This window comes from Cellulomonas sp. ACRRI (assembly GCF_022346185.1).
Taxonomy (GTDB): domain Bacteria; phylum Actinomycetota; class Actinomycetes; order Actinomycetales; family Cellulomonadaceae; genus Cellulomonas.
This window is the reverse complement of sequence record NZ_JAKRMS010000051.1, coordinates 1-25,890: the sequence shown is the minus strand read 5'-3', so window position 1 is coordinate 25,890 and position 25,890 is coordinate 1. Positions and strand designations below refer to the sequence as shown.

Below are 25,890 nucleotides of genomic sequence, written 5' to 3'. Positions count from 1 at the left end.
GCCCGCCGCCCAGGCCACCGCCACCGTCCCCGCCGTCCAGCCCGTCACCGCAGGAGAGCACGCATGACCCTCACCGGATCCGTCAGCCCGACCACCCCGACGCCCGCCCCGGTGCGCATCGACGTCGCCGAGGCGCGGCGCCGCACCGCCGAGGTCGTCCGCGGCTGGGAGCAGCGGCTGCTCGCGGTCAGCCACGAGATCCACGCGCACCCGGAGGTCGCGTTCGCGGAGCACCGGGCGGCCGGCCTGCTCGCCGACGCCCTGCGGGACGCCGGGTTCGACGTCACGGTCGGCGCCTTCGGGCTCGACACCGCGATCGACGCGACGGCCGGCTCGGGGGAGTTCGTGGTGGCGGTGTGCGCGGAGTACGACGCCCTCCCGGGCCTCGGGCACGCCTGCGGGCACAACATCATCGCCGCGGCCGGTCTCGGGGCGGCGGTCGCCCTGGCGTCCGTCGCGGACGAGGCGGGCCTGACGGTCCGGCTGCTCGGCACGCCCGCCGAGGAGCACGGCGGCGGCAAGGTGCACATGCTCGAGGCCGGCGCCTGGGAGGACGCGACGATCTCGCTCATGGTGCACGGCGCGCCCGGCGTCGACGTGCGCTGCGACGAGTTCACGACGCAGGCCGTCGACCGGTTCGAGGTCGTCTACACCGGGCGGGCGGCGCACGCGGCCGCCGCGCCGCAGGCGGGGATCAACGCGCTGGACGCGGCGACGATCGCGCTCGCCTCGATCGGGCTGCTGCGCCAGCAGCTGCCGGGCACGGTGCGGACCGCCGCCGTGGTGACCTCGGGCGGCGAGGTCACCAACATCATCCCGGCGCGGGTCGTCCTGCAGGCCGAGGTCCGCTCGTTCGACCTCGACGAGCTCCGCGACGCCAAGCGCCGCGTCCTCGCGTGCTTCGAGGCCGGGGCGATCGCCTCGGGCTGCACGTGGGAGCAGCGCCGGACCGAGCCGCGGTACGACCCGCTGCGGCAGGAGCCCGTGCTGGCCGAGGCGTGGAACGCGGCGCTCGCGGACCTGGGTCGCCCGACCGTCTCTCTCGGCGGCGCCGCCGGGGGCTCGACGGACATGGGCAACGTCTCGCAGGTGGTGCCGTCCATCCACCCGGGGATCGCGGTGCGGGGCTCGACCGCCGCCCCGCACACCGTGGGCTTCGCCGCCGACGCGGCCTCCCCGGCGGCGGACGCCGCGGTCCTGGACGCCGCGACGGGCCTGGCGTGGGCGGCGTGCGCCGCGGCGCTGTCGCCCGAGACCCGCGCCGACCTCCTCGCCCGGCAGGCGGCCCGGCCGGCGGGCGCCACCACGACGCCCCAGGGACGCGAGTGACGGCGGCGCCGGTCGGGTCGCGCGAGGATGTGGGCGTGTACGTCTCCGCCCTCGACCTGTTCTCCATCGGCATCGGCCCCTCGTCGTCGCACACGGTCGGGCCCATGCGGGCCGGGGCGGACTTCGCGCGCCGCGCGCTGGCCGCGCTCCCGGGCCGCGTGACCCGGGTCGGCGCGGTCCTGTACGGGTCCCTCGCCGCCACCGGCCTCGGGCACGGGACGCCGGACGCGCTGGTCGCCGGGCTCGCGGGCCTCGCGCCGGAGACCTGCGACCCCGCGGCCGTGCGCGGCGCCTGGTCCGCGCACCCGGAGGGTCAGGTCCTGCTGCTCGGCGGCGTGCTGCCGGTGGCGTTCGCGGCCGCCGACGTCGTGCTGGAACCCCGGGTGCGGCGACCCGGGCACCCCAACACGCTCGTGCTGCGCGCGTGGGCGGACGGCGCCGACGAGCCCGCGCTGGAGAAGACCTACGAGTCGGTGGGCGGCGGGTTCATCCGGTGCGTGGGGGACGAGCCGGCGGAGCCCGTCGCCCCGGTGGCCGCCCCCCGGGAGGCGGCCGCCGCCGACCTGCCGGTGTTCCGGTCCGGTGCCGAGCTGCTGGCGCGCTGCCGCGGCGGACGGACGATCGCGGACGTCGCCTGGGCGCACGAGGTCGCCCAGCGGGAGCCCGCGGACGTGCGGGCGGGTCTGGACGCCGTGTGGGCGGCGATGCGCGCGTGCGTCGAGGCGGGGACCACGACGGAGGGCACGCTCCCGGGGGGCCTGCGCGTCCGGCGGCGGGCCGCCGCGATGCGCGCGAGCCTCGAGGCCGCGGAGGCGGACGGCCGGCGCACCGGGAGCGAGTGGCTGCAGGTGTACGCGCTCGCGGTGAACGAGGAGAACGCCGCCGGCGGGAGGGTCGTCACCGCGCCGACGAACGGCGCGGCCGGCATCCTGCCCGCCGTGCTCCACCACTACTGGGCCACGGAGCCCGGGGCGTCGAGAGAGGGTGTGCACCGGTTCCTGCTCACCGCGGCAGCCGTCGGGTCGCTGATCAAGGCGAACGCGTCGATCTCGGGCGCCGAGGGCGGGTGCCAGGCGGAGGTCGGGTCGGCGTGCGCGATGGCCGCCGCCGGGTACTGCGCCGTGCTGGGCGGGACACCGGAGCAGGTGGAGAACGCGGCCGAGATCGCGATGGAGCACCACCTCGGGCTCACCTGCGACCCCATCGCCGGGCTGGTGCAGGTGCCGTGCATCGAGCGGAACGCGATCGCGGCGACGACGGCCGTCACCGCCGTCCGGCTGGCGCTGCACGGGGACGGGTCGCACATCGTCTCCCTCGACGCCGTGGTGGAGACCATGCGGCAGACCGGCGTGGACATGAGCGACAAGTACAAGGAGACGAGCCGCGGCGGTCTCGCCGTCAACGTCGTGGAGTGCTGAGCGGCGTCGGGATGCTCCCGGCGGGCGGCGGCGGGATGCTGGACCCCGGCCCCGCCGCAGCCCGCCGCGGGGCAGCACCCCGCGCGAAGGAGCACCCGTGCAGCACCGCAGCATCGGCCCGTACACCGTCTCCGCGATCGGCCTCGGCGCCATGCCGATGTCGATGAACAACGACAAGGTCTACCCCGACCACGACGAGGCGATCGCGACGGTGCACGCCGCGCTCGACGCGGGCGTCACGCTGATCGACACGGCCGACATCTACGCGCCGTCCTGGGACCAGATGGGGCACAACGAGCGCATCGTGGCCGAGGCCGTGCGCACGTGGGGCGGCGACACCGACGGGCTGCTCATCACCACCAAGGGCGGGATCACCCGCAGCGAGGGCGAGCAGTGGGGCCGCGACGGGTCGCTGGCGTACCTGCGCTCCGCCGTGGAGAAGTCGCTGCGCGAGCTGGGCGTCGAGGCGATCGACCTGTACCAGTACCACCGCCCCGACCGGTGGCTCGTCTACGGCGAGATCATGGAGCACCTGGCGACGCTGAAGCAGGAGGGCAAGATCCGCGAGATCGGCATCTCCAACGCGAGCGTCGAGGAGATCGAGATCGCGCAGCAGGTCCTCGGCGAGGGCGGGCTGGTCAGCGTGCAGAACGAGTTCTCGCCGCGGCACCCCGGCAGCTACGACGAGCTGCGGTACTGCGAGCAGCACGGGATCGCGTTCCTGCCCTGGAGCCCGCTCGGCGGCACCGGCGGCGGCGGCCGGAGCGTGGGCGACCGGTTCTCGGTGTTCCGCGAGATCGGCGAGGCCCGCGGCGTGAGCCCGCAGCAGGTCGTCCTCGCGTGGGAGCTCGCGCTGAGCGAGGTGCTGGTCGCGATCCCCGGGGCGCGGCGGCCGGCGTCCATCACCGACTCCGCCGCGGCGGCCGACCTGGCGCTCACCGCCGAGGAGGTCGAGCGCTGCTCGCGCGCCGTGGGGCTCGAGATCGGCTGACCGGGCGAGGGCGCCCGCACGCGATCCGTCAGGAACCGGCCGGCGGCCGTATGGAACCCGTGAGGATGGCCGCCGGCGCCCCGCGGCGGGGGTCGGATGGGAGACGGCCCGGCACCTGACCGGGCCGTCGACCTGTGCCGGCCCGGCCCGGTCGACGAGGACCGATGTCGGGAGTCCCTCGTGCTGGACCTGGTGTTCGTGGCGGCCGCGGTCGCCCTGTTCGCGCTCGTGAGCGCCGTCGCCGCGGGGGTCGAGAGGCTGTGATCGTCCTCGACCTCGTCGCGGCGGCGCTCGGCGTCGCGGCGGTCGTCTACCTGGTGTGGGCGCTCGTGAAGCCGGAGCGGTTCTGATGGCCGGCTGGCTGGCCGCCGCGCAGCTGCTGCTGGTGGCCGTCGTGGTCGCGGCGCTGTACCGGCCCCTCGGCGACTACCTGGCCCACGTGTACACGTCGCCGCGCGACCTGCGGGTCGAGCGCGTGCTGTACCGGCTGGTCGGCGTCGACTCCCGGTCCGAGCAGTCTTGGCGCTCCTACGTCCGGAGCGTGCTGGCGTTCTCGCTCGTCGGGCTGCTGCTCGTCTACCTGCTGCAGCGGGCGCAGGCCTGGCTGCCGTGGGACCTCGGGCTGCCGGCGGTCCGCCCGGACCTGGCGTTCAACACCGCGGCGTCGTTCGTCGGCAACACCAACTGGCAGTCGTACTCGCCGGAGCAGACCCTCGGGTACTCCGTGCAGGTCCTCGGGCTCGCGGTGCAGAACTTCGTGTCGGCGGCGGTCGGCATGGCGGTCGCGGTCGCCCTGGTGCGCGGGTTCGCCCGCCGCCGCACCGGCACCATCGGCAACTTCTGGGTCGACCTCACCCGCGGCACGCTGCGGGTCCTGCTGCCGATCTCGGTGCTCGGCGCCGTCGTGCTGATCGCCGGAGGCGTCATCCAGAACTGGGCCGCGCCCACCGACGTCACCACCCTGGCCGGCGGCGTGCAGTCGATCCCCGGCGGCCCGGTGGCCTCCCAGGAGGCCATCAAGCTGCTCGGCACCAACGGCGGCGGGTTCTTCAACGCCAACTCCGCGCACCCGTTCGAGAACCCGACCGGCTGGACCAGCCTGTTCGAGGTCGTGCTCATGCTCGCGATCCCGTTCTCCCTGCCGCGCACGTTCGGCCGCATGGTCGGCTCGCACAAGCAGGGCTACGCGATCCTCGCCGCGATGGGCGCGATCTTCCTCGCCAGCACCGTCCTGCTCACCGTCGTCGAGAGCCACGGCGCGGGCACCGCCCCGCAGCTCGCCGGCGCGGCCATGGAGGGCAAGGAGCAGCGGTTCGGCGTCGCCGCGACCACGCTGTTCGGCAGCGTCAGCACGCTGACGTCGACCGGCGCGGTCAACGGCATGCACGACTCGTTCACCGCGCTCGGCGGCCTGTTCCCGATGCTCAACATGATGCTGGGCGAGATCGCCCCCGGCGGCGTCGGCTCCGGCCTGTACGGGATGCTCGTGCTCGCGGTCATCGCGGTGTTCGTCGGCGGGCTGATGGTCGGCCGCACCCCGGAGTACCTGGGCAAGAAGATCGGCCCGCGCGAGATCAAGCTCGCCTCGCTGTACATCCTGGTGACGCCGACGCTCGTCCTGGCCGGCACCGCGCTGTCGTTCGCGGTCCCGGCGGTGCGGGACTCCGTGGAGTCCACGTCCATCTGGAACCCCGGGGTGCACGGCTTCTCCGAGGTGCTGTACGCGTTCACGTCGGCGGCGAACAACAACGGCTCGGCGTTCGCGGGCCTGACCGCGAACACGCCGTGGCTCAACACCGCGCTGGGCGTGGCGATCCTGCTCGGCCGGTTCGTCCCGATCGTGCTGGTGCTGGCGCTCGCGGGCTCGCTCGCCGCGCAGGACAAGGTGCCGGCCACCGCCGGCACCCTGCCCACCTCCCGGCCGCAGTTCGTCGGCCTCCTCACGGGCGTCGCGGTGATCGTGACCGCCCTCACCTACTTCCCCGTTCTCGCGCTGGGTCCCCTGGCGGAAGGTCTGTGACGTCGATGAGCACTGCCCTGCAGCACGACGCTGCCCCGACGACGGGCCCGGCCGACCCGGCCGCGCCCGCCCCGCGCCGCCCCCGCGGGCTGAGCCTCGCGCAGGCCCGGGAGGCGCTGCCGGACACGGTCCGCAAGCTCGACCCGCGCCTGATGTGGCACAACCCCGTCATGTTCGTGGTCGAGGTCGGCGCCGCGCTCACCACGGTCCTGGCGGTCGTCGAGCCGTTCACCGGCGGCCCCGAGCAGTCCGGCGGGACCGACACCCCGGCCACGTTCACCGCCGGCATCGCCGTGTGGCTGTGGCTCACCGTGCTGTTCGCGAACTTCGCGGAGGCCGTCGCCGAGGGGCGCGGCAAGGCCCAGGCGGACAGCCTCCGGCAGACCCGGTCGAGCACCACGGCCGCGGTGGTCGACGGGTACGACCCCGGGCGCGACCCCGGCGCGGAGCGCGCCCGCACCCGGCCGGTCGCCTCGCCGGACCTGGCGCTCGGCGACGTGGTGGTCGTGACCGCCGGGGAGCTGATCCCGGGGGACGGCGACATCGTCTGGGGCATCGCCTCGGTCGACGAGTCCGCCATCACCGGGGAGTCCGCGCCCGTGGTCCGGGAGTCCGGCGGCGACCGGTCGGCCGTCACCGGCGGCACCCGGGTGCTCTCCGACCGGATCGTCGTGCGGATCACCTCGAAGCCCGGCGAGACGTTCGTCGACCGGATGATCGCCCTGGTCGAGGGCGCGGCCCGGCAGAAGACGCCGAACGAGATCGCGCTGAACATCCTGCTCGCGTCGCTGTCGATCGTGTTCGTGGTCGTCGCGCTCACGCTGAACCCGATCGCCGGGTTCTCCGGTGCCTCGGTGAGCGTGCCGGTGCTGGTCGCGCTGCTGGTCTGCCTGATCCCCACGACGATCGGGGCCCTGCTGTCCGCCATCGGCATCGCCGGCATGGACCGGCTGGTGCAGCGGAACGTGCTGGCCATGTCCGGCCGCGCCGTCGAGGCGGCGGGCGACGTCACGACCCTGCTGCTCGACAAGACCGGCACCATCACCTACGGCAACCGCCGGGCGGTCGCCTTCCTGCCGCTGACCGGCGTCGACGCGCACGACCTGGTGCGGTCCGCCGCCCAGGCCTCGGCCGCCGACCCGACGCCGGAGGGGAAGTCGATCGTCGACCTCGCCGCCGAGCAGGGCGTGGCGGGCGACGCCGCGACGATCGCCGCCGGCACGGAGGTCGTGCCGTTCACCGCGCAGACCCGGATGAGCGGTGTCGACCTGCCGGACGTCACCCGGATCCGCAAGGGCGCCGGCAGCGCCGTCGTCGCGTGGCTCGAGGAGGAGGCCGCCCTGCCCGCCGCCGTGCGCCGCGAGCTCGACGGCCACGTGGAGCGCATCTCGTCCGAGGGCGGCACCCCGCTGGTCGTCGCGGCGAAGGACTGGTCCGGCGCGGGCCGGGTCCTCGGGGTCGTGCACCTCAAGGACGTCGTGAAGGACGGCCTGGCCGAGCGGTTCGCCGAGCTGCGCGCGATGGGCATCCGCACGGTGATGATCACCGGCGACAACCCGCTCACCGCCAAGGCGATCGCGGCCGAGGCCGGGGTCGACGACTTCCTCGCGGAGGCCACCCCGGAGGACAAGCTCGCGCTGATCAAGCGGGAGCAGGAGGGCGGCAACCTCGTCGCGATGACCGGGGACGGCACCAACGACGCCCCCGCCCTCGCGCAGGCCGACGTCGGCGTGGCGATGAACACCGGCACCTCGGCCGCCAAGGAGGCCGGGAACATGGTCGACCTCGACTCGGACCCGACCAAGCTGATCGACGTCGTGCGGATCGGCAAGCAGCTGCTCATCACCCGCGGCGCGCTGACGACGTTCTCCATCGCGAACGACGTGGCGAAGTACTTCGCGATCATCCCGGCGCTGTTCGCGGGGGTGTTCCCCGGGCTGGCGGCGCTCAACATCATGCAGCTGTCGTCGCCGGCGTCCGCGATCCTCTCCGCGATCGTGTTCAACGCGCTGGTGATCGTCGCGCTGATCCCGCTGTCCCTGCGGGGGGTGCGGTACCGCGCCGCGGCGGCCTCGTCGATCCTCGGCCGCAACCTGCTGGTCTACGGCCTCGGCGGCGTCGTCGCACCCTTCCTCGGCATCAAGCTGATCGACCTGGTCGTCAGCCTGCTGCCCCCCTTCTGACCCCCGGACTGAAGGAGAGAGCCGTGAGCTCCCCTCGCACCACCTGGTCGCACCTCGTCGTCTCGCTGCGGGCGATGCTGGTCCTCACCGTGATCCTCGGGGTCGCGTACCCCCTGCTCGTGACGGGCCTGGGCCGGCTGCTGCCGGCGCGGGCCGACGGGTCCCTCGTGACCGGTGCGGACGGCGCCGTCGTCGGGTCGTCGCTGCTCGGCCAGTCGTTCACCGACGCCGACGGCGCGGCGCTGCCGCGGTACTTCCAGTCCCGGCCCTCCGCGGCCGGCGACGGGTACGACGGTGCCGCGTCGTCGGGGTCGAACCTGGGGCCGGAGAACCCCGACCTGGTCGCGGCGATCGAGGACCGCCGCGACGCCGTCGCGGCGCTGGAGGGCGTGGACCCGGCCGCGGTGCCCGCCGACGCCCTCACCGCCTCGGGCTCGGGCCTCGACCCGCAGATCAGCCCGGAGTACGCCGACCTGCAGGTGCCGCGGGTCGCGGCCGAGCGCGGCCTGCCCGAGGACGAGGTCCGCGGGCTGGTGGCGGCGGCCACCACCGGGCCGGACCTGGGCTTCCTCGGCCAGGCCGGCGTGAACGTCCTCGAGCTCAACCTCGCGCTCGACCGGCTGGCGGGCTGAGGCGTGCACCGGGGTCGGCTGCGGGTCCTGCTCGGCGCGGCGCCGGGGGTCGGCAAGACCTTCGCGATGCTCGAGGCGGGGCAGGACCTGCGCCGCGACGGCAAGGACGTGGTGGTCGCGGTCGTGGAGACCCACGGCCGCGCCGCCACGGCCGCGCTGCTGGACGGCCTGGAGGTCGTGCCCCGGGCCGAGGTGGAGCACCGCGGCGTGCGGCTGTCCGAGATGGACCTGGACGCGGTCCTCGCCCGGCGCCCGGCGGTCGCGCTGGTGGACGAGTTCGCCCACACGAACGCGCCGGGGTCCCGGCACGACAAGCGCTGGCAGGACGTCGCCGAGCTGCTGGACGCCGGCATCCACGTGGTCACGACGGTGAACATCCAGCACATCGCGTCGCTGAACGACGTGGTGCGCACGATCACCGGGGTCCCGCAGCGCGAGACGGTGCCGGACGCGGTGCTGCGCGCGGCGGACGACGTCGAGCTGGTGGACCTGGCGCCGCAGTCGCTGCGCGACCGGCTCGCGGAGGGCAACGTGTACCCCGCGGAGCGGGTGGACGCGGCGCTGTCGAACTACTTCCGGCTCGGGAACCTGACGGCGCTGCGCGAGCTGGCGCTGCTCTGGCTGGCCGACGAGGTGGACTCGGCGCTGCGCTCGTACCGTGCCGAGCACGCGATCGAGGCGCCGTGGGAGGCCCGGGAGCGGGTGGTGGTCGCGCTGACCGGCGGCCCGGAGGGGGAGACGCTGCTGCGCCGCGGCGCGCGGATCGCCGCGCGGTCGGCCGGCGGGGAGCTGCTCGCGGTGCACGTCTCCGCCCAGACCGGGCTCCGGGACGCGAGCCCCGGCGCGCTGGCGGCTCAGGCGGCGCTCGCGGAGCAGCTCGGGGGCAGCTTCCACCAGGTGGTGGGGGAGGACGTGCCCGACGCCCTGGTGGGGTTCGCGCGCGGGCAGGACGCGACGCAGCTGGTCATCGGGCTGAGCCGGCGGAGCTGGCTGAAGGCGGCGCTCACCGGCCCGGGCATCGGCGCGACGGTCATCCGGCAGGCCGGCGCCATCGACGTGCACATCGTCAACCACGCCGCCGCCGGCACGCGGCTCGCCCTGCCGCGGCTCACCGGGGCGCTGACCGCGCGCCGCCGGGTGCTGGGCTTCCTGCTCGCCCTGGTGCTCGGCCCGTTGCTCACCTGGCTGCTGGTCGTGGCCCGCAACGAGCAGTCGCTCGCCGGCGACGTGCTGGCCTACCAGCTGCTCGTCGTCGTGATCGCGCTGGTCGGGGGGCTGTGGCCCGCGCTGTTCACCGCGCTCATGTCCGGGGTCACGCTCAACTACGCGTTCGTCGCGCCGGTGCACACCATCACGGTGAGCGAGCCGGTGCACGCCCTGGCCCTGGCGCTGTACGTCGCCAACGGCGCGCTGGTGAGCCTGGTCGTCGACCAGGCCGCGCGGCGCAGCCGGGTCGCGCAGCGGGCGGCCGCGGAGTCGGAGATGCTGATCGGCATCGCCGGCGGCGTGCTGCGCGGCGAGGACGCCCTCGGCGCCCTGCTGGCCCGCACCCGGGAGGCGTTCGGCCTCGACGCGGTGCGGCTGCGGGTCGCCGGGACGCTGCGGGTGGAGAAGGGCGGGGCGGCCGAGGGGTCCGCGTCGGTGGTGGTCCCGGTGACCGCGGACGCGACCCTCGAGCTGGCGGGCCCGCCCCTCGACCGCTCGGCGAGCCGCCTGCTCCCGGTCGTCGTCACCCAGGCCGCGGCGGCGCTCGAGCACGAGCGGCTCACCGCGACCGCGCGCGAGATCGCCCCGCTCCTCGAGACCGACCAGGTGCGCAGCGCCCTGCTCTCCGCCGTGAGCCACGACCTCCGCCGGCCGCTCACCGCCGCGGCGACGGCCGTCAGCAGCCTGCGGTCCGACGACGTCGAGTGGTCGCCCGCGGACCGCGCCGAGCTGCTCGCCACGGCCGAGGAGAGCCTCGACACCCTCACCGTGCTCGTGACCGACCTGCTGGACGTCAGCCGGGTGCAGGCCGGCGTGCTCGGGGTGTCGTGCACCAGCACCGACGTGGACGACGTGATCCTGCCCGCGCTGGACGAGCTGCACCTCGGTCCCGACGACGTGGAGCTGGACCTGGACCCCGACCTCCCGCGGGTGCAGGCGGACCCCGCCCTGCTGCGCCGCGTGGTGGTCAACGTGCTGGCCAACGCCGTGCAGTTCAGCCCGCCGGGGTGCCGCCCGCGCCTGACGACGAGCGCGTTCGCGGACCGGGTGGAGATCCGGGTCGTCGACCACGGGCCGGGCGTGGCGGCCGAGCGGCGGGCGGACCTGTTCGTGCCGTTCCAGCGGCTCGGCGACACCGACAACACCGCCGGCCTCGGGCTCGGGCTCGCGCTGTCCCGGGGCTTCGCGGAGGGCATGGGCGGCACGCTGACCCCCGAGGACACCCCGGGCGGCGGCCTGACGATGGTCGTCGGCCTGCCGACCGCCGTCGACCCCGCCGAGGCCCGGCCGTGACGATCCTGGTGGCCGACGACGACCCGCAGATCCTGCGCGCGCTCCGGATCACGCTGCGCGCCCGGGGCTACGAGGTGCTCACGGCCTCCGACGGCGCGGAGGCGATCGACCGCGCCGCTGCGCACCGCCCCGACCTGTACCTGGTGGACCTCGGCATGCCGCGGCTCGACGGCATCGGCCTGATCCAGGCGCTGCGCGGCTGGACGCAGGCGCCGATCCTCGTCGTCTCCGGCCGGACGGGGCCGGACGACAAGGTCGAGGCCCTCGACGCGGGAGCGGACGACTACGTCACCAAGCCGTTCAACCTGGACGAGCTGCTGGCCCGGCTGCGGGCGCTCGGGCGGCGGTCCGGCGCGCCCGACGACGAGGCGCCCGTCGTCGCGTTCGGCGGGGTCACGGTCGACCTGGCGGCCCGGGTCGTGACGCGGGACGGCATCGGCCCCGTCCACCTCACGCCGACGGAGTGGCAGGTGCTGGAGATCCTCGTCCGGAACCCGGGCCGCCTGGTGACGCGGCAGACGATCCTGTCCGAGATCTGGGGCACCCACCACGTGACGTCGTCCGGATACCTCCGGCTGTACCTCTCCCAGCTCCGCAAGAAGCTGGAGGCGGAGCCCGGCGCGCCGCGGTACCTGCTGACCGAGCAGGGGATGGGCTACCGGTTCGCGCCGGAGGGGGCGGCGGAGCCGGCGGGCTGACCCGGCGAGACGGGTCCCACGACCTCCGGCGCGGGGCGCCGCGCCCGGCTCGCGCCCAACGCCATCGCGCCGAGCACGACGGCGATGCCGACGGCCTGCCGCCACGTCAGCACCTCCGCCGCGAGGACCGTCCCCAGCAGCACACCCGTCACGGGGTTGAGCAGCCCGACCAGCCCGACCGTCGACGGCCCGAGGTGCCGCAGCGCGGCGAACCACGCCACGTTCGCCACCGCCGTCGCGACCAGCGAGACGTACGCGAACCCGAGCACCGCCGTGCCGTCGAGGGCCGGCGGCGGCCCCTCCACCGCCACCGCCACCGGCAGCAGCACGAGGGCCCCGGCCACCAGCTGCCAGGCCGTGAGCGGCAGCACCTCGACCTCGCCCTGCCAGCGGTTCGCCAGGACGTATCCGATCGACGACATCAGCATCGCCGCGACCGAGGCGGCGATCCCGCGCGGGTCCAGCCCGGCCCCGTCGCCCCCGCCGAGCAGCATCACCGCCACGCCCACGACGCCGAGCACGCCGCCGACGACCGCCCGCAGCAGCGGGCGCCGACCCAGCAGCACCCAGGCGGCCAGCATCATCACGACGGGCCCGAGGGCCATCACGGTCGACGCGATGCTGCTCGGCAGCGCCTGCGCGGCCACGTAGACGAGCGCGAAGAACGCGCCGACGGTCAGCGTCCCGAGCACGAGGGACCGCCACCACCACGACCCTCGTGGCAGCCGGCGCGCCAGCACCAGCAGCACGAGCCCGGCGGGCAGGGCGCGGAGCACGCCGCCCCACAGCGGGCTGTCGGCGGGGAGGGTGTGCCGGGTGACGTAGTACGTGCTGCCCCAGAGGATCGGCGCGATGGCGGCGACAGGGAGCCAGCGGCGGTTGTCTTCCACGGAAGCGACTATACCTTCCTCGGAAGATAGGATGGCGGCATGGCGCCGGACCACGTCGACCGCATCCAGCAGGAGTGGGCGCGCGAGCGCCCCGACGTCGACGTGCGCCCGCAGGGCGTGATCGGGCGGCTGCACCGGCTCGCGCTGGCCCTCACCGGCGAGATCACCGAGGTCTACCGGGAGCACGGGCTCGGCGAGGGCGAGTTCGACGTGCTCGCCGCGCTGCGCCGGGCGGGGGAGCCCTACGAGCGGGCGCCGGGGGACCTCGCGGCGCACACGATGGTGACGACCGGCGCGATGACCAAGCGGGTCGACCGGCTGGAGCGCGCCGGCCTGGTGACCCGGCGGCCGAGCGCCGAGGACGGCCGTGGGCGGGTCGTCGGGCTGACCCCCCGCGGGCGCGAGGTCGTCGACGCGGCGTTCACCGCGCACATGGCCAACGAGCGGCGGCTGCTCGACCTGCTCGGGCCCGAGGAGGACGCCGCCGCCCTGGAGGGGCTGCTGCGCCGGTGGCTCGCGGCGCTGGACGGAGCGGCCCCCGGGCGCACCGGGGTGTGACCTCGGCCACCGCGCCTTGATCTCAACCACGGTCGAGGTCGTAGCGTCGGCGCGGGCCCGGCCGCCGGGGCAGCGGGCCCGGACGGAGGCCTCGTGACGTACGTGATCGCCCAGCCCTGCGTGGACGTCAAGGACAAGGCGTGCATCGAGGAGTGCCCGGTCGACTGCATCTACGAGGGCAGGCGGTCGCTGTACATCCACCCCGACGAGTGCGTGGACTGCGGCGCCTGCGAGCCGGTCTGCCCCGTCGAGGCCATCTACTACGAGGACGACGTCCCCGAGCAGTGGAGCGAGTACTACAGGGCCAACGTCGAGTTCTTCGACGCCCTCGGGTCGCCCGGCGGCGCCGCCCGCACCGGGGTGCAGGACGTCGACCACCCGCTGATCGCCACGCTGCCGCTCCAGGTGCGCGAGGACTGAGGTGGCGCGCCCCGAGCCGGAGGACGCCCTGTCCGTCGGCGAGGTGAGCCGGCGCACCGGCGTGCCGGTGTCGGCGCTGCACTTCTACGAGCGCCGGGGCCTGATCGTCTCGACGCGCACGCCCGGGAACCAGCGGCGGTACCCCCGGCACATGCTCCGGCGGATCTCGCTCATCGTCGTGGCCAAGCGGCTCGGCGTCCCGCTGGCGGAGCTCACCGAGGTGTTCGCGGCGGTGCCGCTGGACCGCGCACCCACCGCCGGCGAGTGGCGGCGGCTGTCCCGGGCGTGGAAGGAGCGGCTCGAGGAGCGCCGCCGCACCGTCGAGCGCCTGGAGCGGGACCTCGCGGGCTGCATCGGGTGCGGCTGCCTGTCGCTGAAGGCGTGCGCGCTGCTCAACCCGGACGACGTGCTGGGGCAGCACGGGGCGGGCCCCGTGCGGTTCGACGCGGAGGTGGCGGGGGACGCCGGGCGCGACGACGGTCAGGCCGGGAACGCGCCCCGCAGGTAGCCCGCGTACCCGCCGGGGGTCCGGCCGACGGTCCTGCCGGACGTGACCACGTCCACCTCGTCCGACGCCCGCACCACGGTGGCGGGGTCGGCGCGCAGCCGCCCGACGAGGTCGACGTCCTCGTGCTCCACCACCGGGGCGAAGCCGCCCGCGCGCAGGTAGGCGTCGGCGCGGACGCCGAGGTTGGCGCCGTGCACGTGCCCGTTGGGGCGGCCTGGGACGCGGGTGGCGCGCCAGGCGGCGAGCTGCCGGGGGGTGAGGTCGCGCGGGTCGGGTCGGACGGTCCCGACCACGACGTCCGCCCCAGCGTCCGCGAGCGCGCGGTGGGTCCGCAGCCAGTGCGGCGGGACGACGGTGTCCGCGTCGGTGCACGCGATCCACACGGCGCCCGGGTCGTCGGCGCAGCGGGCGAGCCCGGCCCCGATGCCGGCGGCCCGCGCGGCGCCGACCGCCCTCGCACGGACGGCGACCGTCCGCACCCCCGCCGCCCGGGCCAGCCGCGCGGACGCGTCGTGGCAGTCGTCGAGGGCGACCACCACGTCGACCGGCACCCCCGCCCCGTCCGCCGCCGCGGCGACGGACCCCAGGCACGCGGCCAGCAGCTCCTCCTCGTCGTGCACGGGGACGACGACGAGCACCCGGGTCACGCGGGGCCGGGAGGGCGCGGCGGCCGTCCGCGCGGTCACGGGAGCAGGCCCTCGCGCTCCGCCACCGACGCCGGGTCGGCGCTCCAGACGTCCAGCGCCACGTCGGCGTCGCGGTACGACGCCACCCGGCCCAGGCCGAGCGCCCGGTCGAGGGTGGTCTGCACGTCGTCGCCGGTCTGCGCGTGCTCCGCGACCGGGTGCCGCCAGTGGCAGCCGAGCACCGTGGCACCGGGGGCGAGCTCCGGGCGCAGCCGCTCCACCAGGTCCAGCAGCTCCGGCCGGGTGAGGTAGTACGCCACCTCGGACAGCACCACCAGGTCGTAGGGCCCCGCGGGGACGCCGGACCGGACGTCGTGCCGGCGGACCGTGACGTGCGGGTGCGCGGCGAGCCGCTCGCGGGCGGACTCGACGGCGGCGGGCACGACGTCGGTGGCCAGCAGCCGGTCGCTGCGCCCGGCGAGCTCCGCCGTCAGGGTGCCGACCGAGCAGCCGACCTCCAGCACCGAGCCGTACCGGCGGGCGGGCAGCGCGGCGAGGGTGAGCGCGCGCTTGCGCTCCTCGTACCACCGCGACGCCAGGTGCCACGGGTCGTCGCGCCGCTCGTACTTGGCCGCGAAGTACTCCGGGGGCACGCCGCCCGGGAGGTCGTCGGCCACGACGAACGGCTCGACGTCCCGGTCGAAGTTCCGCAGGAACTCCGGGTGCAGCGGGGCGGCGTCCTCGGGCGCGGCCGACCACGGCTGGGTCTGCGTGACGTGCTGGGCGAGCGCCCGGCGCTTGGCGGTGAGGTCGCGGTCGGCGAGCGGCAGCGCCCGGAGCCGGTCCCACGGCACGTCCGCATGGTCCGGGGTCGCCCAGTGCCACAGCCACACGGGGTACTCCAGCAGCACGGCGCCCGTGGCGGCGGCGAGCTCCGCGCACACCTCGCCGACGACCCGGTGATCCCGGTGCCCGTCCCCGCGCCACGGCGCGACCAGGACCGCGGGCGGCTCGTCGCCGACCGCCGCGCGCAGGGCCGCCGCCACCGCCTCGCGGTGCTCCCGGGTCCCGCCGTCCGGGAACCCCAGCGTGGTGACGGCGGACCGCGGCGACAGCACGGCGACCCCCGCCGCCACCTCCCGGGCGCGCATCGGCACCAGGTCCTCCGGCGCCAGCGTCACCGAGCCCCCGTGGGACCCGGCGCCGTCGGTGACGACCACGACGTGGGCCGGGCGCCCGGCCTCGGCGAGCCGGTGCAGCAGGCCGCCGGCGCCGAGCGTCTCGTCGTCCGGGTGCGCGGCCACCACCACCGTCCGCCCCGCGGGCAGGGCCAGCCCGGGCAGCGCGGCGAACCGCGCGGAGGCCTCCCAGATGCCGGCCGGCGTGCCGCCCGCCCGGCCGTCGAAGATCACCACGGCGCGGGCCCCGCCGCGAGCAGGCCGCCCAGGGAGGCGTCGTCGCGCTCCGCGTGCTGCTGCCGCACGTAGACCTCCAGGTCGGCGACGCGCTTGGCGTGCGCCTCCTCCTGGGTCAGCGGGCCGGGGCCGAGCGCGTGGCCGCAGAGCCGCAGCACGTCCTCGCAGGTGCGGGCGACCGTCGCGCGCACCCGCTTCGCGAGGACCCGGCCCGCGGCGCGCGCCTCCTCCGGCTCCGCGTCCCAGCCGCCGCGGGTGGCCGCGCCGGACGCGTCGACCCGGGTCGCGGCGTCCGCCAGGAGCACCCGGGCGGCGGACAGCCGTTCGTCCACCGCCCCCAGGTGCATGGCCAGCAGCCGGTCGTCGGGCCGGTCGGCGGCGTGCGCGTGCAGGCGGCGGGCGACGCCGACGGCACCCCCGAACCAGCACGCGGCGACGCCGATCGCGCCCCACCAGAAGCCGGGCCGGTCCAGGTACCAGGACCCCTCGGCGACCAGCGTCGCCCGCGCCCGATCGAACCGGACCGGCGTGCTCGGGATCTCCGCGAGGCCGCGGGCGGGCCAGGGCGCGTCGACCGGCTGGACCTCCGGTGCGCGCAGGTCGACGGCGAACAGCCCGCGGCGGGTGTCGTCGCCGGCGAGGCGCGCGGTGACGAGCGCCGCGTCGAGGTCGCGGGACAGCGAGCACCACGGCTTCGTCCCGTCCAGCAGCCAGCCGTCCCCCGCGTCGTCGCCGTCGGCCGCGACCGGGCTCGCGGTGAGCGCGGGGCCGGGGCCCTCGGCGGCGTAGACGCCCCAGGTGGACGCCGCGGGGTCGCCGGGGACCGTGCCCGCGGCCTGGTCGAGGACCGCCCGCGCGTCCAGGTGCGGCTCCACGGCCCGCGCGACGGCGAGGTCGTGCGCCGCGAGCGTGGCGAGCAGCTCCCAGAGGCCCGCCGTCGCCCCGGTGCCGGGGCGTAGGTCGTCCGGCCAGGTGGCCACCGCGCGCAGCGCCTCGGGCACCGTCCCGGGCAGCGGGGCGAGGAGCAGGTCCGGCGGCGGGCTGCCGTCCCGGAGGCGGACGGGGCGGGTGCCGTCGGGCATGGGTCTCCTCGCGGCTGGTCGGTCGGCGGCCCGCCGGGGGTGCGGGCCCGGCGGCGATCATCGCCCGGGGCGCCGGGGCCCGCCAGCGGGGGGAAGCGCTGACCAGGGGAGTCGTCCGTCCGGCACGCTCTCAGCGCGCCGGGCCGGTCCCCGCCTCGAGCCGTGCCAGCGCGGCGCGGGCGGGGGCGAGCTCGTCGGAGGTGCGTCGCGTGCGGAGGTCCTCCAGCAGGAACCGGCAGCCCCAGGCCCGGGCGTCGTCGTCGAGGTCGTCGAGCCGGGCTCCTGCGGACCAGCCCGTGACCAGGGCGCGCCACACCGGATGGTCCCGGACGGGGGCGGCGGCCGGGTCGAGGTGCAGGACGGCCCAGGTCCGGGCGCGGCACAGGTCGGCGGGGCCCGCGGCGGCGTTCGGCCAGTCGAGGACGGCGGTCACCTCGTCGCGGTCGTCGAGCAGGATGTTGAACGGGTGCAGATCGAGGTGCAGCAGCGCCGGTGCGGCGCCGCGGGGGACCGGCCGCGCCGGGAGTCCGTGCGCCGGCGCCGCGGGGACGCCACCCGGCGCCCGCACGCCGGCGAGCGCGCGCTGCGCGGCCCCGCACGCCGCCCCCCGTCGCCGGGCGCGGTCGGTGTCGGGATCGTCCAGGTCGAGCGCGACCCTGCCGCGCACCCGGCGGAGCAGCACCGCCGAGCCGTCCTCGGTGTCCACCCGGTCGAGCACCTCGGCCACGGGCACCACCGCGGCGGCGGCACGGGTCGCGGCAGCCTCGACGTCGAGGCGCTCGCGCGCGCCCAGGCGCAGGACGACGTCCCCTGCGCCGAACACCTCGCCGGTCGCGCCGCCGAGCGCGGTCAAGGAGCGGGGGTCGAGCCCGAGGAGCGCGGCGAGCCGTCGGGCGCGGTCGAGGACGTCTTCGGGCACGTCAGTCAGTATCCGTCCGGGTCGGCCGCGCGGACGACAGGCCTCCGCCGCAGGGCGGATGCGGGCGGCGCGGCCCGCTGGCTAGCGTGGCCGGACGACCCGCCGACCACCCCGGAGGACCCGACATGCCGTCCACCCCGCCGGCCTCCCGCGTGCTGAACGCCGCGGTGACCGGACTGGCCTCGACCGCCTACTACGCGAGCCCGGACGTCATCCGGTCCCGTGCCGCGCGCGGCTGGGCGAAGGCCGCGCTGACCGGCGTCGTCCTCGCGGCCTCGGTGCCCGACCTCCGCCGCGGGCTCGAGGAGTCGCGCGCGCGCCGTGCCGCCGCCGCTCAGGACCCGGACGAGGAGCAGGTCGACTGGGGCGGGCTGTGGGCGTCGATGACCCCGCGCCGGCGCGCCTCGGTGTGCGCGGCCGGTGCCGCGGCGCTCGCGGTCTCCGTCGGCTCGGTCGTCGCGATCGAGCGGGCGGTCTTCCGGCGCGGGGAGCGCCGCCGGGCCGCGGGCGTGCGGTTCGCCCACACCCGGCCGGCGCTGGTCTGGGGCGTCCTGGGCACCGCCCTGTCGCTCCTCCCGGACGACGCGGGCACCCCGCCCCGCCCGCTCCCGCGCGCCTGACGCGTCGTGGCGCCCGGGCACCGGCCCGGCGGACCCGGTCAGCGGCCGACCAGGGACATCCCCGCGTCGTCGTAGCGGTCGCCCTGCACGCCCAGCGTCGACGCGAGGGCGTCCAGCTCGGCGCGCTCGTCCGCCGAGAGGGCGACGGTCGTCGCGTCCGCGTTCTCCCGGACCCGCGACAGCCGCCGGGTGCCCGGGATCGGCACGATCCACGGCTGCTGCGCGAGCAGCCACGCGAGCGCGACCTGCCCGGGGGTCGCCCCGCGGGCCTCCGCCACCGCGCGCACCCGCGCCACCAGGGCGGCGTTCGCGTCCCGGTTCTCCGCCGTGAACCGCGGCACCCGGTGCCGGATGTCGCCCTCGGCGAAGGTGGTGGTCGCGTCGACGGTCCCCGTGAGGAAGCCCTTGCCGAGCGGGCTGAACGGCACGAAGCCGATCCCGAGCTCTGCGCACGTCGGCAGCACCTCCGGCTCGGGGTCGCGCGTCCACAGCGAGTACTCCGACTGCACGGCCGTCACCGGGTGCACCGCGTGCGCGCGCCGGATCGTGGCCGCACCCGCCTCGGACAGCCCGAGGTGCCGGACCTTGCCCTCGGCGACGAGCTCGCCGACGGTCCCGGCGACGTCCTCGATCGGCACGTCCGGGTCGACGCGGTGCTGGTAGAACAGGTCGATCGTCTCGACGCGGAGCCGGCGGAGGGAGGCCTCGGCGACCGCGCGGATCTGCTCGGGCCGCGAGCTCAGCCCGACCATCCGGCCGTCGGCGATCCGCCAGCCGAACTTCGTCGCGACGACGACCCGGTCGCGCAGCGGTGCGAGCGCCTCGCCGACCAGCTCCTCGTTGACGTACGGGCCGTAGACCTCGGCGGTGTCGACGAACGTGACGCCGAGGTCGACGGCTCCGCGCAGCACGGCGACCATGTCGTCGCGGGTGCCGGGGTTCGGGCCGTAGGACATGGACATGCCCATGGCGCCGAGGCCGACGGCCGAGACCTCGAGCCCCTGTCCGAGGGTGCGGGTGTGCATGGCGGATCCTCCATGGGGTCGGCGGTGCGCACCCGGCCGTGTCGGGCGGGTGCGCACCGGTGGCGGTGCGGCCGCGGTCAGCCGACGGCGGTCGTGGGGCTCGTCCCGGGGGCGGCGACCGCGTCGGGCGCGTCGCCGCTCGCCGCCCAGCTGGCGAGCAGCTGCAGGGCGTCGGCGGACGGGGTCCGGGGGGCCGCGGTGTACACGAGCATCGTCAGCCCGGGCGCCTGCGCGATCGGCAGCGTGTCGTACATCAGGTCCAGCCGTCCGGCGACGGGGTGCTGGATGTGCTTGAGGCCGCCGCGGTGCAGGTGCACGTCGTGCCGCGCCCAGCGCCCGCGGAACTCCTCGCTGCGGGTGGACAGCTCCCCGACCAGGTCGTGCACCGCCTTGTCGTGCGGGTCGCGGCCGGCGACGGCGCGCAGGATCCCGACCGTGTCCCGCGCGGCCTTCTCCCAGTCGACCCAGAAGTCGCGCGCGGCGGGGTCGAGGAACGCGAACCGGGCGTGGTTGGCGGGGCGGCCCTCGACGTACGACGGGCCGGTGAACAGCGGCGCGTACAGCGCCCGGCCGAGCGCGTTCGCGGCGAGGACGTCGAGCCGTTCGTTCCGGACGACGGCCGGCGCGCCCGTCATGGCGTCGAGCATGACCTGGACGCTCGCCGGCACGGGCGGCGTGGGCCGGCGGCGGGCGCGCGCGGTGCGCGGGCCGGCGGCGCGCGCGAGGTCCTGCAGGTGCAGCGTCTCGGCCTCGTCGAGCTGCAGCGCGCGGGCGATCGCCGCGAGCACCGAGTCCGAGACGCCCGAGAGGTTCCCGCGCTCCAGGCGGACGTAGTAGTCGGAGGACACCCCGGCGAGCATCGCGACCTCCTCGCGGCGCAGGCCGGCGACGCGGCGGTTCGACCCGTAGGCGGTGAGCCCGGCCTGGGGGGGCGTGATCCGGGCCCGGCGGGACGCCAGGAAGTCACGCACCTCGTCGCGGTTGTCCATGCCTCGACGGTACGTCCGCTCGCGTCGCGGAGGCAGGTCCTGCCAGTACCCGTCACGGCGGGACCTCCCGCACCGGCGCCACCGGGTGTCTGCTGGGGGGTGCGCTGCGGCCCCGCCGCGCACGACGCCCAGGAGGTACCCGTGGAGATCCGCCCCCAGGAGCCGACGACCGCCGGCCCGTCCGCCCTGTTCACCGGCGACGTCTGGTTCGACGTCCTCGCCGCGCCGCCCGCGCCGTCCCGGCTGCGGGTCAACCTCGTCCGGTTCGCCCCGGGCGCCCGCACCCACTGGCACCGCCACGCGGAGGGCCAGTCGCTGCACGTGACCCAGGGCGTCGCCCGGGTCGGCACGCGCGACGGCCGGGTGCTCGAGGCCCCGGCGGGCCAGACCGTGTGGTGCCCGCCGGGGGAGGAGCACTGGCACGGCGCCGGGCCGGGGGCTTTCATGGAGCACCTGGCGATGTGGGAGACGACGGACGCCCGGGACGGCTCCGAGACCACGTGGGCCGAGCCGGTCACCGAGGAGCAGTACGCGGGAGGCGACGCGCGATGAGCACCTGGACGACCGACGAGCTGGACCGGATCGGGGCGGCGGAAGAGCTGCGGCTCGCCTCGTACCGCCCCGACGGGACCCTGCGCCCGGCCGTGACCATCTGGGTCGTGCGCGTCGGCGACGACGTCGTGGTCCGGTCGGCGTACGGGCCGGGCAACGGCTGGTTCCGCCGGGCGCAGGCGTCCGGACGCGGGCGGGTCGAGGCGGGCGGGGTGACCAAGGAGGTGCGGTTCGCCGCCGCCGACCCCGACGCGCACGAGTCCGTGGACGCGGCGTACCACGCGAAGTACGACCGGCACGGGCCGCAGATCGTCGGCACGGTGGTCGGGCCGCAGGTCGTGGACGTGACGCTGCGCCTGGAGCCGGCGGAGGGCTGAGCCCGGGGCGGGCGCGCGACTCAGGGGCGCGGGTCGACCACGCGGACCATGCCGGTCATGTCCCCGACCTCGAACCCCGCCGCCCGGTAGAGCCCGCTGCCCTCGGCGGTGGCGAACAGCGTCACGAAGGCCGGGGCCGGAGCGCGCTCGGCGATCAGGTCGAGCACCCGCGCGACCAGCGCCCGGCCGACGCCGCGGCCCTGCCGTGCGGGCAGCACGACGACGTCCTGGACCATGAAGTACTTCACGCCGTCGCCGACGACCCGGGCCATGCCGACGGTCTCCCCGCCGTCGACCGCGACCACTCCGAGCGTCGACCCGGCGAGCGACGCGGGCTGGGACGACCAGTCGAAGGCGTGCGACCAGCCGACGGCCTCGGCCAGCCGGCGGTGCTCCTCCGGGGTGGGCAGGCGGTCCTCGAGGGCGACGGCGGTGGTCATGCGGTCCATCGTCCCGCACACGGGCGCGACGGTCGCCGGGGTAGGTGGCGGAGGAGACCGGGTGGCCGCGCCCCGCTCTGCCTAGGCTGGCTGCGTGACCGCGCTGCACGAGATGACCGCCGTCGCCCTCCGTGACCTGCTCCGGTCCGGCGACGTCGCCCCCGCCGACCTCACCGAGCACTACCTCGGTCGCATCGCCGAGCGCGACCCGGCGCTGGGTGCCTTCGCGACGGTGACGCCCCACGAGGCCCGGGAGCGCGCGGCCGCCCTGCCCCGCGGCGCGGCGCCGGGTCCGGACGCGCCGCTGTGGGGCCTGCCGACGGCCGACAAGGACCTCACCGACCGCGCGGGCGTGCCGACCGGGTTCGGGTCGCGGGCGTTCGCCGGCCCGTACCGGTACGTGCCCGAGGTCAGCAGCGACATCACGCAGGTGCTCGACGCCGCGGGGATCGTGTCGCTCGGCAAGACCGCGGCGCCCGAGCTCGGCTTCCCCTCGTACACGGAGACGCTGGTCGGGCCGCCCGCGCGCAACCCCTGGGACCTGGGGCGCGGGTCCGGCGGGTCGAGCGGCGGGGCCGCGGTCGCCGTGGCCGCCGGGCTGCTGCCGGTCGCGCCCGGGTCGGACGGCGGCGGGTCCGTCCGCATCCCGGCCGCCGCCTGCGGTCTCGTCGGTCTGAAGACCACCCGCGGCCTGCTGCCGGCCGGCGGGGGCGTGGAGTCGCTCGGCGGCCTGGTCGTGCACGGGCCCATCGCGCGCACCACCGCGGACGCCGCCCTGCTGCTGGAGGGCATGCTGCCCCGGCGCGCCGACGGGGAGGTGGACCACCCGCGGACGCTGCGCACCGCCGCCGGGCCGCGCGGGTCCTACCTGGACGCCGCGCAGCGCGGCCGGACGCCGGACGGCCGGTCCGCGTTCCGGATCGGGGTCAGCACGTTCAGCGCGTGGGAGGGTGCCTACGACATCGTGCTCGGTCCGGAGGCGCGCGCCGCGCTCGACGCCGGCGCCGCGGCGCTCGACGCGCTCGGGCACGCCGTGCGCGACGCCGGCACCTGGGAGCCCGACCCCGCCTACGCGCCGGCGTTCCGGACCCTGTGGATGGCGGGTGCGTCGGCCGTGCCGATCGACGACCCCGCCCGGCTGGCGCTGCTGGAGCCGCTGACGCAGTGGCTGATCGAGCGCGGACGGGCGGTCCCCGCGCGGCAGCTCGTCGAGGCGGTCGGTGCGCTCGCGGCCTTCGAGCGGACGATGGTGTCCCGCGTCGAGGAGTACGACGCGGTACTGCTGCCCGCGATGGCGCTCACCCCGCGGCCCCTCGGCTGGTACGACGCCGAGGACCCGGAGCGGAACTTCGCGCAGCAGTGCGAGTACACCCCGTACACCTCGATGCTCAACGTGTGCGGCCTCCCGGCGATCACGGTGCCGACGCACTGGACCGAGCCCGAGGACGCCGCGCCGGCCGGGCTGCCGATGGGCGTCCAGCTGGTCGGGCGGCCGGGCGGCGAGCACGTGCTGCTGGCGCTCGCGGCGCAGCTCGAGCAGCGGCTGCGGTGGCCGGAGCGACGGCCTCCCGTCTGGTGAGGTTCCGCGAGGCCGCTGTGTACGGGCGTACGCAACGGTGCGTACCATCGGCCGCATGACGACGACCGACTACTTCGCCGACGACCCGCGCACCAACCTCGAGCGGATGCTGGCGGGCGACCTGTACATCGCCGACCAGGAGATCGAGGACCTCACCCGGCGGTCCGCGCGGCTCGCCGAGGCGTACGGTCGCGTCGCCCTGCTCGACGACGAGGCCGCCCGCGCGATCCTCGCCGACCTGCTCGGCACGCTGGGCGAGGGCTCCGGCATCCGACCGCCGCTGCACGTCGACTACGGCAAGAACATCCACGTGGGCGCCCGCACGTTCGTGAACTTCAACCTCACGGCCCTGGACGTCGCGACCATCCACATCGGCGACGACTGCATGATCGGCCCGAACGTCCAGCTGCTCACCCCGATCCACCCCATCGAGCCGCAGCCCCGCAAGGACAAGCTCGAGGGGGCCAAGCCCATCGTGATCGGCGACAACGTGTGGCTCGGCGGCGGCGTCATCGTGTGCCCGGGCGTCACGATCGGTGAGAACTCCGTCATCGGCGCGGGCTCGGTCGTCACCCGGGACATCCCGGCGAACGTCGTCGCCGTCGGCAACCCCGCCCGGGTCGTCCGGGAGAACATCGACCGATGACCCGCCGCCACGACCCGGACCGGCGCGACCGCATCGTCGACGCGTGCCTCGACGTGCTCGCCGCCGAGGGCGTCGCCGGCACCTCGCACCGCAAGGTCGCCGCCGCGGCGGACGTGCCGCTCGGGTCGATGACCTACCACTTCGACGGGTTGGACGACCTGCTCCGGGCGGCGTTCGACCGGTACGCCCGGGCGTTCGGCGAGCGGTTCGACGCGCTCATGGCGGCGGCACCCGACCGGGCGGCGGCCGTCGACGCGCTGGTGGCGTACATCCGGGGCGAGGTGATGGCCGACCCCCGGGACCTGGTGCTCAGCCACGAGCTCTACACGCTCGCGGCGCGGGACCCGCGGTACCGGGACCTGACCACGGCGTGGATGGCGCGGAGCCGGGCCTCGCTGGAGCGGTGGTTCGACCCGACGACGGCGCGGGCGCTGGACGCGCTGGTCGAGGGGCTCGGCATCCACCGGGCGCTCGACACCGGCCCCGGCGACGACGCGGCGGTCGAGGCCGGGGTGCGTCGGGTGGCGGGGACGGGCTGAGGCCCGCGCGCCTCCGGCGCCGTGCCTCGTGCCGGTCAGCTCGCCCTCGTACCGCGGGGGTCAGCTCGTGCGGTGCCGCCCGGGCGAGTCCGCGGGGGCCCGCCGGGGCGAGTCCGCGGGGGTCCGCCGGGGCGAGTCCGCGGGTCCGCCGGGGTGAGTCGGCGCGGGTCCGCCGGGGTGAGTCGGCGCGGGTCCGCCGGGGTGAGTCCGCGCGGGTCCACCGGGGTGAGTCCGCGCGGGTCCACCGGGGTGAGTCGGCGCGGGTCCACCGGGCTCAGCTCGTGCGGTGCCGCCGGGTCGACTCGCGCGTTGCTGCCAGGGTCAGCTCGCGCGGCGCAGCTGGGCGTACGTCGCGGACATCCGCTCGAACTCGTCCCGGGTCAGGCCCATGGCCTCGATGAGGTCGGCCTCGAGCCGGTCGTAGGCGTCCTGCTCCGCGAGCGTGCGCGGCGGCGGCGTCGCCGAGAATCGCGCGTGGATCTCCCGGAGTCGCTCGTGGTCGATGGCCCGCCTGCTCATGTCCCGAACCGTACGGCCGACCACTGACACGCCCCTGTGCGCGTGCCGTGGGCCGCGTCCGAGAGCCACCGGAAGGCGACTCCAGAGGGCCGACCCGCGCGCGGGCTAGAACGGTGGGGGTGCGTCGTGGGGGTCGGTGGTGGCGTCGTGGTTCCGGCCGGTGCCGGGTCGGGTGAGGTAGCGGTGCCCGGCGGGGGTGATCCACTCGAACAGCCCGGGGGCGATCTGGCGTAGCCGGAAGCCGCCGTCGGTCTTGAGGCGGTGGTGGCGGTGGCACAGGGGTCCGAGGTTGTCGGCGTCGGTGCGACCCAAGGGGGTCTCGGGTGGGTCGCCGGGCCTTCGGTGGTACTCGATGGTGTGGTCGAGGTCGGCGTTGCGGGCCGGGACGGTGCACCCGGGTGCGACGCAGGTGGTGT

The 25,890-nt window shown here is 76.3% G+C and carries 29 protein-coding genes; 19 read left to right on the top strand and 10 right to left on the bottom strand.

What is annotated here, in order from left to right; all coding sequences use genetic code 11:
- The first annotated feature begins 63 nt into the window (after nucleotides 1-63).
- The 10 genes from MHY85_RS11025 to MHY85_RS10980 all read left to right on the top strand — a co-directional run bounded on the left by MHY85_RS11025 (nucleotide 64) and on the right by MHY85_RS10980 (nucleotide 11,770).
- Complete coding sequence (locus MHY85_RS11025) at nucleotides 64-1,329, top strand: M20 family metallopeptidase (RefSeq protein ID WP_239196267.1); 1,266 nt, start codon at nucleotides 64-66, stop codon at nucleotides 1,327-1,329.
- A 29-nt stretch (nucleotides 1,330-1,358) separates the two neighbouring features.
- Nucleotides 1,359-2,747 carry an L-serine ammonia-lyase gene (locus MHY85_RS11020; RefSeq protein WP_239196266.1) on the top strand — a complete coding sequence of 463 codons (1,389 nt, stop codon included), beginning with the start codon at nucleotides 1,359-1,361 and terminating at the stop codon, nucleotides 2,745-2,747.
- Nucleotides 2,748-2,844: 97 nt separating this feature from the next.
- Entirely contained in the window at nucleotides 2,845-3,738 is an 894-nt protein-coding gene (locus MHY85_RS11015) for an aldo/keto reductase (protein WP_239196265.1), read from the top strand.
- 96 nt (nucleotides 3,739-3,834) lie between these two features.
- Nucleotides 3,835-4,002 carry a hypothetical protein gene (locus MHY85_RS11010; RefSeq protein ID WP_239196264.1) on the top strand — a complete coding sequence of 56 codons (168 nt, stop codon included), beginning with the start codon at nucleotides 3,835-3,837 and terminating at the stop codon, nucleotides 4,000-4,002.
- The gene (locus tag MHY85_RS11005; protein ID WP_147795050.1) at nucleotides 3,999-4,088 is read left to right on the top strand and encodes a potassium-transporting ATPase subunit F; all 90 of its coding nucleotides are present in this window, start codon (nucleotides 3,999-4,001) and stop codon (nucleotides 4,086-4,088) included. The genes MHY85_RS11010 and MHY85_RS11005 overlap by 4 nt, the downstream gene beginning before the upstream one ends.
- A complete protein-coding gene (gene kdpA / locus MHY85_RS11000; RefSeq protein WP_239196263.1) occupies nucleotides 4,088-5,758 on the top strand; it encodes a potassium-transporting ATPase subunit KdpA in 1,671 nt (556 codons plus the stop codon). The genes MHY85_RS11005 and kdpA overlap by 1 nt, the downstream gene beginning before the upstream one ends.
- Nucleotides 5,759-5,763: 5 nt before the next feature.
- On the top strand, nucleotides 5,764-7,941 hold the full coding sequence (gene kdpB, locus MHY85_RS10995; protein WP_239196262.1) for a potassium-transporting ATPase subunit KdpB: 2,178 nt from the start codon (nucleotides 5,764-5,766) through the stop codon (nucleotides 7,939-7,941).
- Nucleotides 7,942-7,964: 23 nt separating this feature from the next.
- On the top strand, nucleotides 7,965-8,573 hold the full coding sequence (kdpC, locus tag MHY85_RS10990; RefSeq protein ID WP_308191367.1) for a potassium-transporting ATPase subunit KdpC: 609 nt from the start codon (nucleotides 7,965-7,967) through the stop codon (nucleotides 8,571-8,573).
- Nucleotides 8,574-8,576: 3 nt separating this feature from the next.
- Nucleotides 8,577-11,072 (top strand): DUF4118 domain-containing protein, encoded by a 2,496-nt coding sequence (locus MHY85_RS10985; RefSeq protein WP_239196261.1) that lies wholly within the window; start codon nucleotides 8,577-8,579, stop codon nucleotides 11,070-11,072.
- A complete protein-coding gene (locus tag MHY85_RS10980; protein WP_239196260.1) occupies nucleotides 11,069-11,770 on the top strand; it encodes a response regulator in 702 nt (233 codons plus the stop codon). The genes MHY85_RS10985 and MHY85_RS10980 overlap by 4 nt, the downstream gene beginning before the upstream one ends.
- On the opposite strand, the gene MHY85_RS10975 is transcribed toward MHY85_RS10980, so the two are convergent.
- Nucleotides 11,728-12,660 carry a DMT family transporter gene (locus MHY85_RS10975; RefSeq protein ID WP_239196259.1) on the bottom strand — a complete coding sequence of 311 codons (933 nt, stop codon included), beginning with the start codon at nucleotides 12,658-12,660 and terminating at the stop codon, nucleotides 11,728-11,730. The two genes, MHY85_RS10980 and MHY85_RS10975, sit on opposite strands and share 43 nt — an antisense overlap.
- Before the next feature lie 39 nt (nucleotides 12,661-12,699).
- On the opposite strand from MHY85_RS10975, the gene MHY85_RS10970 reads away from it, so the two are divergent.
- From MHY85_RS10970 to soxR, 3 genes are all read left to right on the top strand, one after another.
- Nucleotides 12,700-13,218 (top strand): MarR family winged helix-turn-helix transcriptional regulator, encoded by a 519-nt coding sequence (locus MHY85_RS10970; protein WP_239196257.1) that lies wholly within the window; start codon nucleotides 12,700-12,702, stop codon nucleotides 13,216-13,218.
- A 93-nt stretch (nucleotides 13,219-13,311) separates the two neighbouring features.
- Entirely contained in the window at nucleotides 13,312-13,638 is a 327-nt protein-coding gene (gene fdxA, locus MHY85_RS10965) for a ferredoxin (RefSeq protein WP_239196255.1), read from the top strand.
- Nucleotide 13,639: 1 nt separating this feature from the next.
- On the top strand, nucleotides 13,640-14,146 hold the full coding sequence (gene soxR, locus MHY85_RS10960; protein ID WP_239196253.1) for a redox-sensitive transcriptional activator SoxR: 507 nt from the start codon (nucleotides 13,640-13,642) through the stop codon (nucleotides 14,144-14,146).
- On the opposite strand, the gene MHY85_RS10955 is transcribed toward soxR, so the two are convergent.
- From MHY85_RS10955 to MHY85_RS10940, 4 genes are all read right to left on the bottom strand, one after another.
- A complete protein-coding gene (locus MHY85_RS10955) occupies nucleotides 14,119-14,832 on the bottom strand; it encodes a glycosyltransferase family 2 protein (RefSeq protein ID WP_239196251.1) in 714 nt (237 codons plus the stop codon). The genes soxR and MHY85_RS10955 overlap by 28 nt on opposite strands.
- Nucleotides 14,829-16,187, bottom strand: coding sequence for a bifunctional PIG-L family deacetylase/class I SAM-dependent methyltransferase (locus tag MHY85_RS10950; RefSeq protein ID WP_239196249.1), 1,359 nt, complete (start codon nucleotides 16,185-16,187; stop codon nucleotides 14,829-14,831). Before MHY85_RS10950 ends, MHY85_RS10955 begins: the two co-directional genes overlap by 4 nt.
- Nucleotides 16,181-17,269 carry an acyl-CoA dehydrogenase gene (locus MHY85_RS10945; RefSeq protein WP_239196247.1) on the bottom strand — a complete coding sequence of 363 codons (1,089 nt, stop codon included), beginning with the start codon at nucleotides 17,267-17,269 and terminating at the stop codon, nucleotides 16,181-16,183. The genes MHY85_RS10950 and MHY85_RS10945 overlap by 7 nt, the downstream gene beginning before the upstream one ends.
- Before the next feature lie 130 nt (nucleotides 17,270-17,399).
- Nucleotides 17,400-18,188, bottom strand: a complete 789-nt coding sequence (locus MHY85_RS10940) for a phosphotransferase (protein WP_239196245.1) — start codon at nucleotides 18,186-18,188, stop codon at nucleotides 17,400-17,402.
- 125 nt (nucleotides 18,189-18,313) lie between these two features.
- Between MHY85_RS10940 and MHY85_RS10935 the strand changes: the two genes are divergently transcribed.
- A complete protein-coding gene (locus tag MHY85_RS10935; protein WP_239196243.1) occupies nucleotides 18,314-18,808 on the top strand; it encodes a hypothetical protein in 495 nt (164 codons plus the stop codon).
- A gap of 38 nt (nucleotides 18,809-18,846) precedes the next feature.
- Here the strand turns inward: MHY85_RS10935 and MHY85_RS10930 are convergent, their stop codons facing one another.
- Both MHY85_RS10930 and MHY85_RS10925 read right to left on the bottom strand, forming a co-directional pair.
- Complete coding sequence (locus MHY85_RS10930; RefSeq protein WP_239196241.1) at nucleotides 18,847-19,833, bottom strand: aldo/keto reductase; 987 nt, start codon at nucleotides 19,831-19,833, stop codon at nucleotides 18,847-18,849.
- A gap of 77 nt (nucleotides 19,834-19,910) precedes the next feature.
- Nucleotides 19,911-20,822: a helix-turn-helix domain-containing protein gene (locus MHY85_RS10925; protein WP_239196239.1), complete on the bottom strand. Its 912-nt coding sequence runs from the start codon at nucleotides 20,820-20,822 to the stop codon at nucleotides 19,911-19,913.
- A 141-nt stretch (nucleotides 20,823-20,963) separates the two neighbouring features.
- Between MHY85_RS10925 and MHY85_RS10920 the strand changes: the two genes are divergently transcribed.
- Both MHY85_RS10920 and MHY85_RS10915 read left to right on the top strand, forming a co-directional pair.
- A complete protein-coding gene (locus tag MHY85_RS10920) occupies nucleotides 20,964-21,374 on the top strand; it encodes a cupin domain-containing protein (RefSeq protein WP_239196237.1) in 411 nt (136 codons plus the stop codon).
- Nucleotides 21,371-21,751: a DUF2255 family protein gene (locus MHY85_RS10915; protein WP_239196235.1), complete on the top strand. Its 381-nt coding sequence runs from the start codon at nucleotides 21,371-21,373 to the stop codon at nucleotides 21,749-21,751. Before MHY85_RS10920 ends, MHY85_RS10915 begins: the two co-directional genes overlap by 4 nt.
- Before the next feature lie 20 nt (nucleotides 21,752-21,771).
- Here MHY85_RS10915 and MHY85_RS10910 read toward each other — a convergent pair whose 3' ends face one another.
- Nucleotides 21,772-22,191, bottom strand: coding sequence for a GNAT family N-acetyltransferase (locus MHY85_RS10910; RefSeq protein WP_239196233.1), 420 nt, complete (start codon nucleotides 22,189-22,191; stop codon nucleotides 21,772-21,774).
- Between the two features lie 94 nt (nucleotides 22,192-22,285).
- On the opposite strand from MHY85_RS10910, the gene MHY85_RS10905 reads away from it, so the two are divergent.
- From MHY85_RS10905 to MHY85_RS10895, 3 genes are read left to right on the top strand one after another with little or no spacing between them, the layout of a single operon-like run.
- Nucleotides 22,286-23,770 carry an amidase gene (locus MHY85_RS10905; protein WP_239196231.1) on the top strand — a complete coding sequence of 495 codons (1,485 nt, stop codon included), beginning with the start codon at nucleotides 22,286-22,288 and terminating at the stop codon, nucleotides 23,768-23,770.
- A gap of 55 nt (nucleotides 23,771-23,825) precedes the next feature.
- Complete coding sequence (locus tag MHY85_RS10900) at nucleotides 23,826-24,416, top strand: sugar O-acetyltransferase (protein ID WP_239196229.1); 591 nt, start codon at nucleotides 23,826-23,828, stop codon at nucleotides 24,414-24,416.
- Nucleotides 24,413-24,955 (top strand): TetR/AcrR family transcriptional regulator, encoded by a 543-nt coding sequence (locus tag MHY85_RS10895; protein WP_239196227.1) that lies wholly within the window; start codon nucleotides 24,413-24,415, stop codon nucleotides 24,953-24,955. Before MHY85_RS10900 ends, MHY85_RS10895 begins: the two co-directional genes overlap by 4 nt.
- Nucleotides 24,956-25,276: 321 nt before the next feature.
- Here MHY85_RS10895 and MHY85_RS10890 read toward each other — a convergent pair whose 3' ends face one another.
- Complete coding sequence (locus tag MHY85_RS10890; protein WP_239196225.1) at nucleotides 25,277-25,474, bottom strand: hypothetical protein; 198 nt, start codon at nucleotides 25,472-25,474, stop codon at nucleotides 25,277-25,279.
- Between the two features lie 105 nt (nucleotides 25,475-25,579).
- A partial coding sequence (locus tag MHY85_RS10885; protein WP_239196223.1) for an HNH endonuclease signature motif containing protein occupies nucleotides 25,580-25,890 on the bottom strand: 311 nt, incomplete at its 5' end.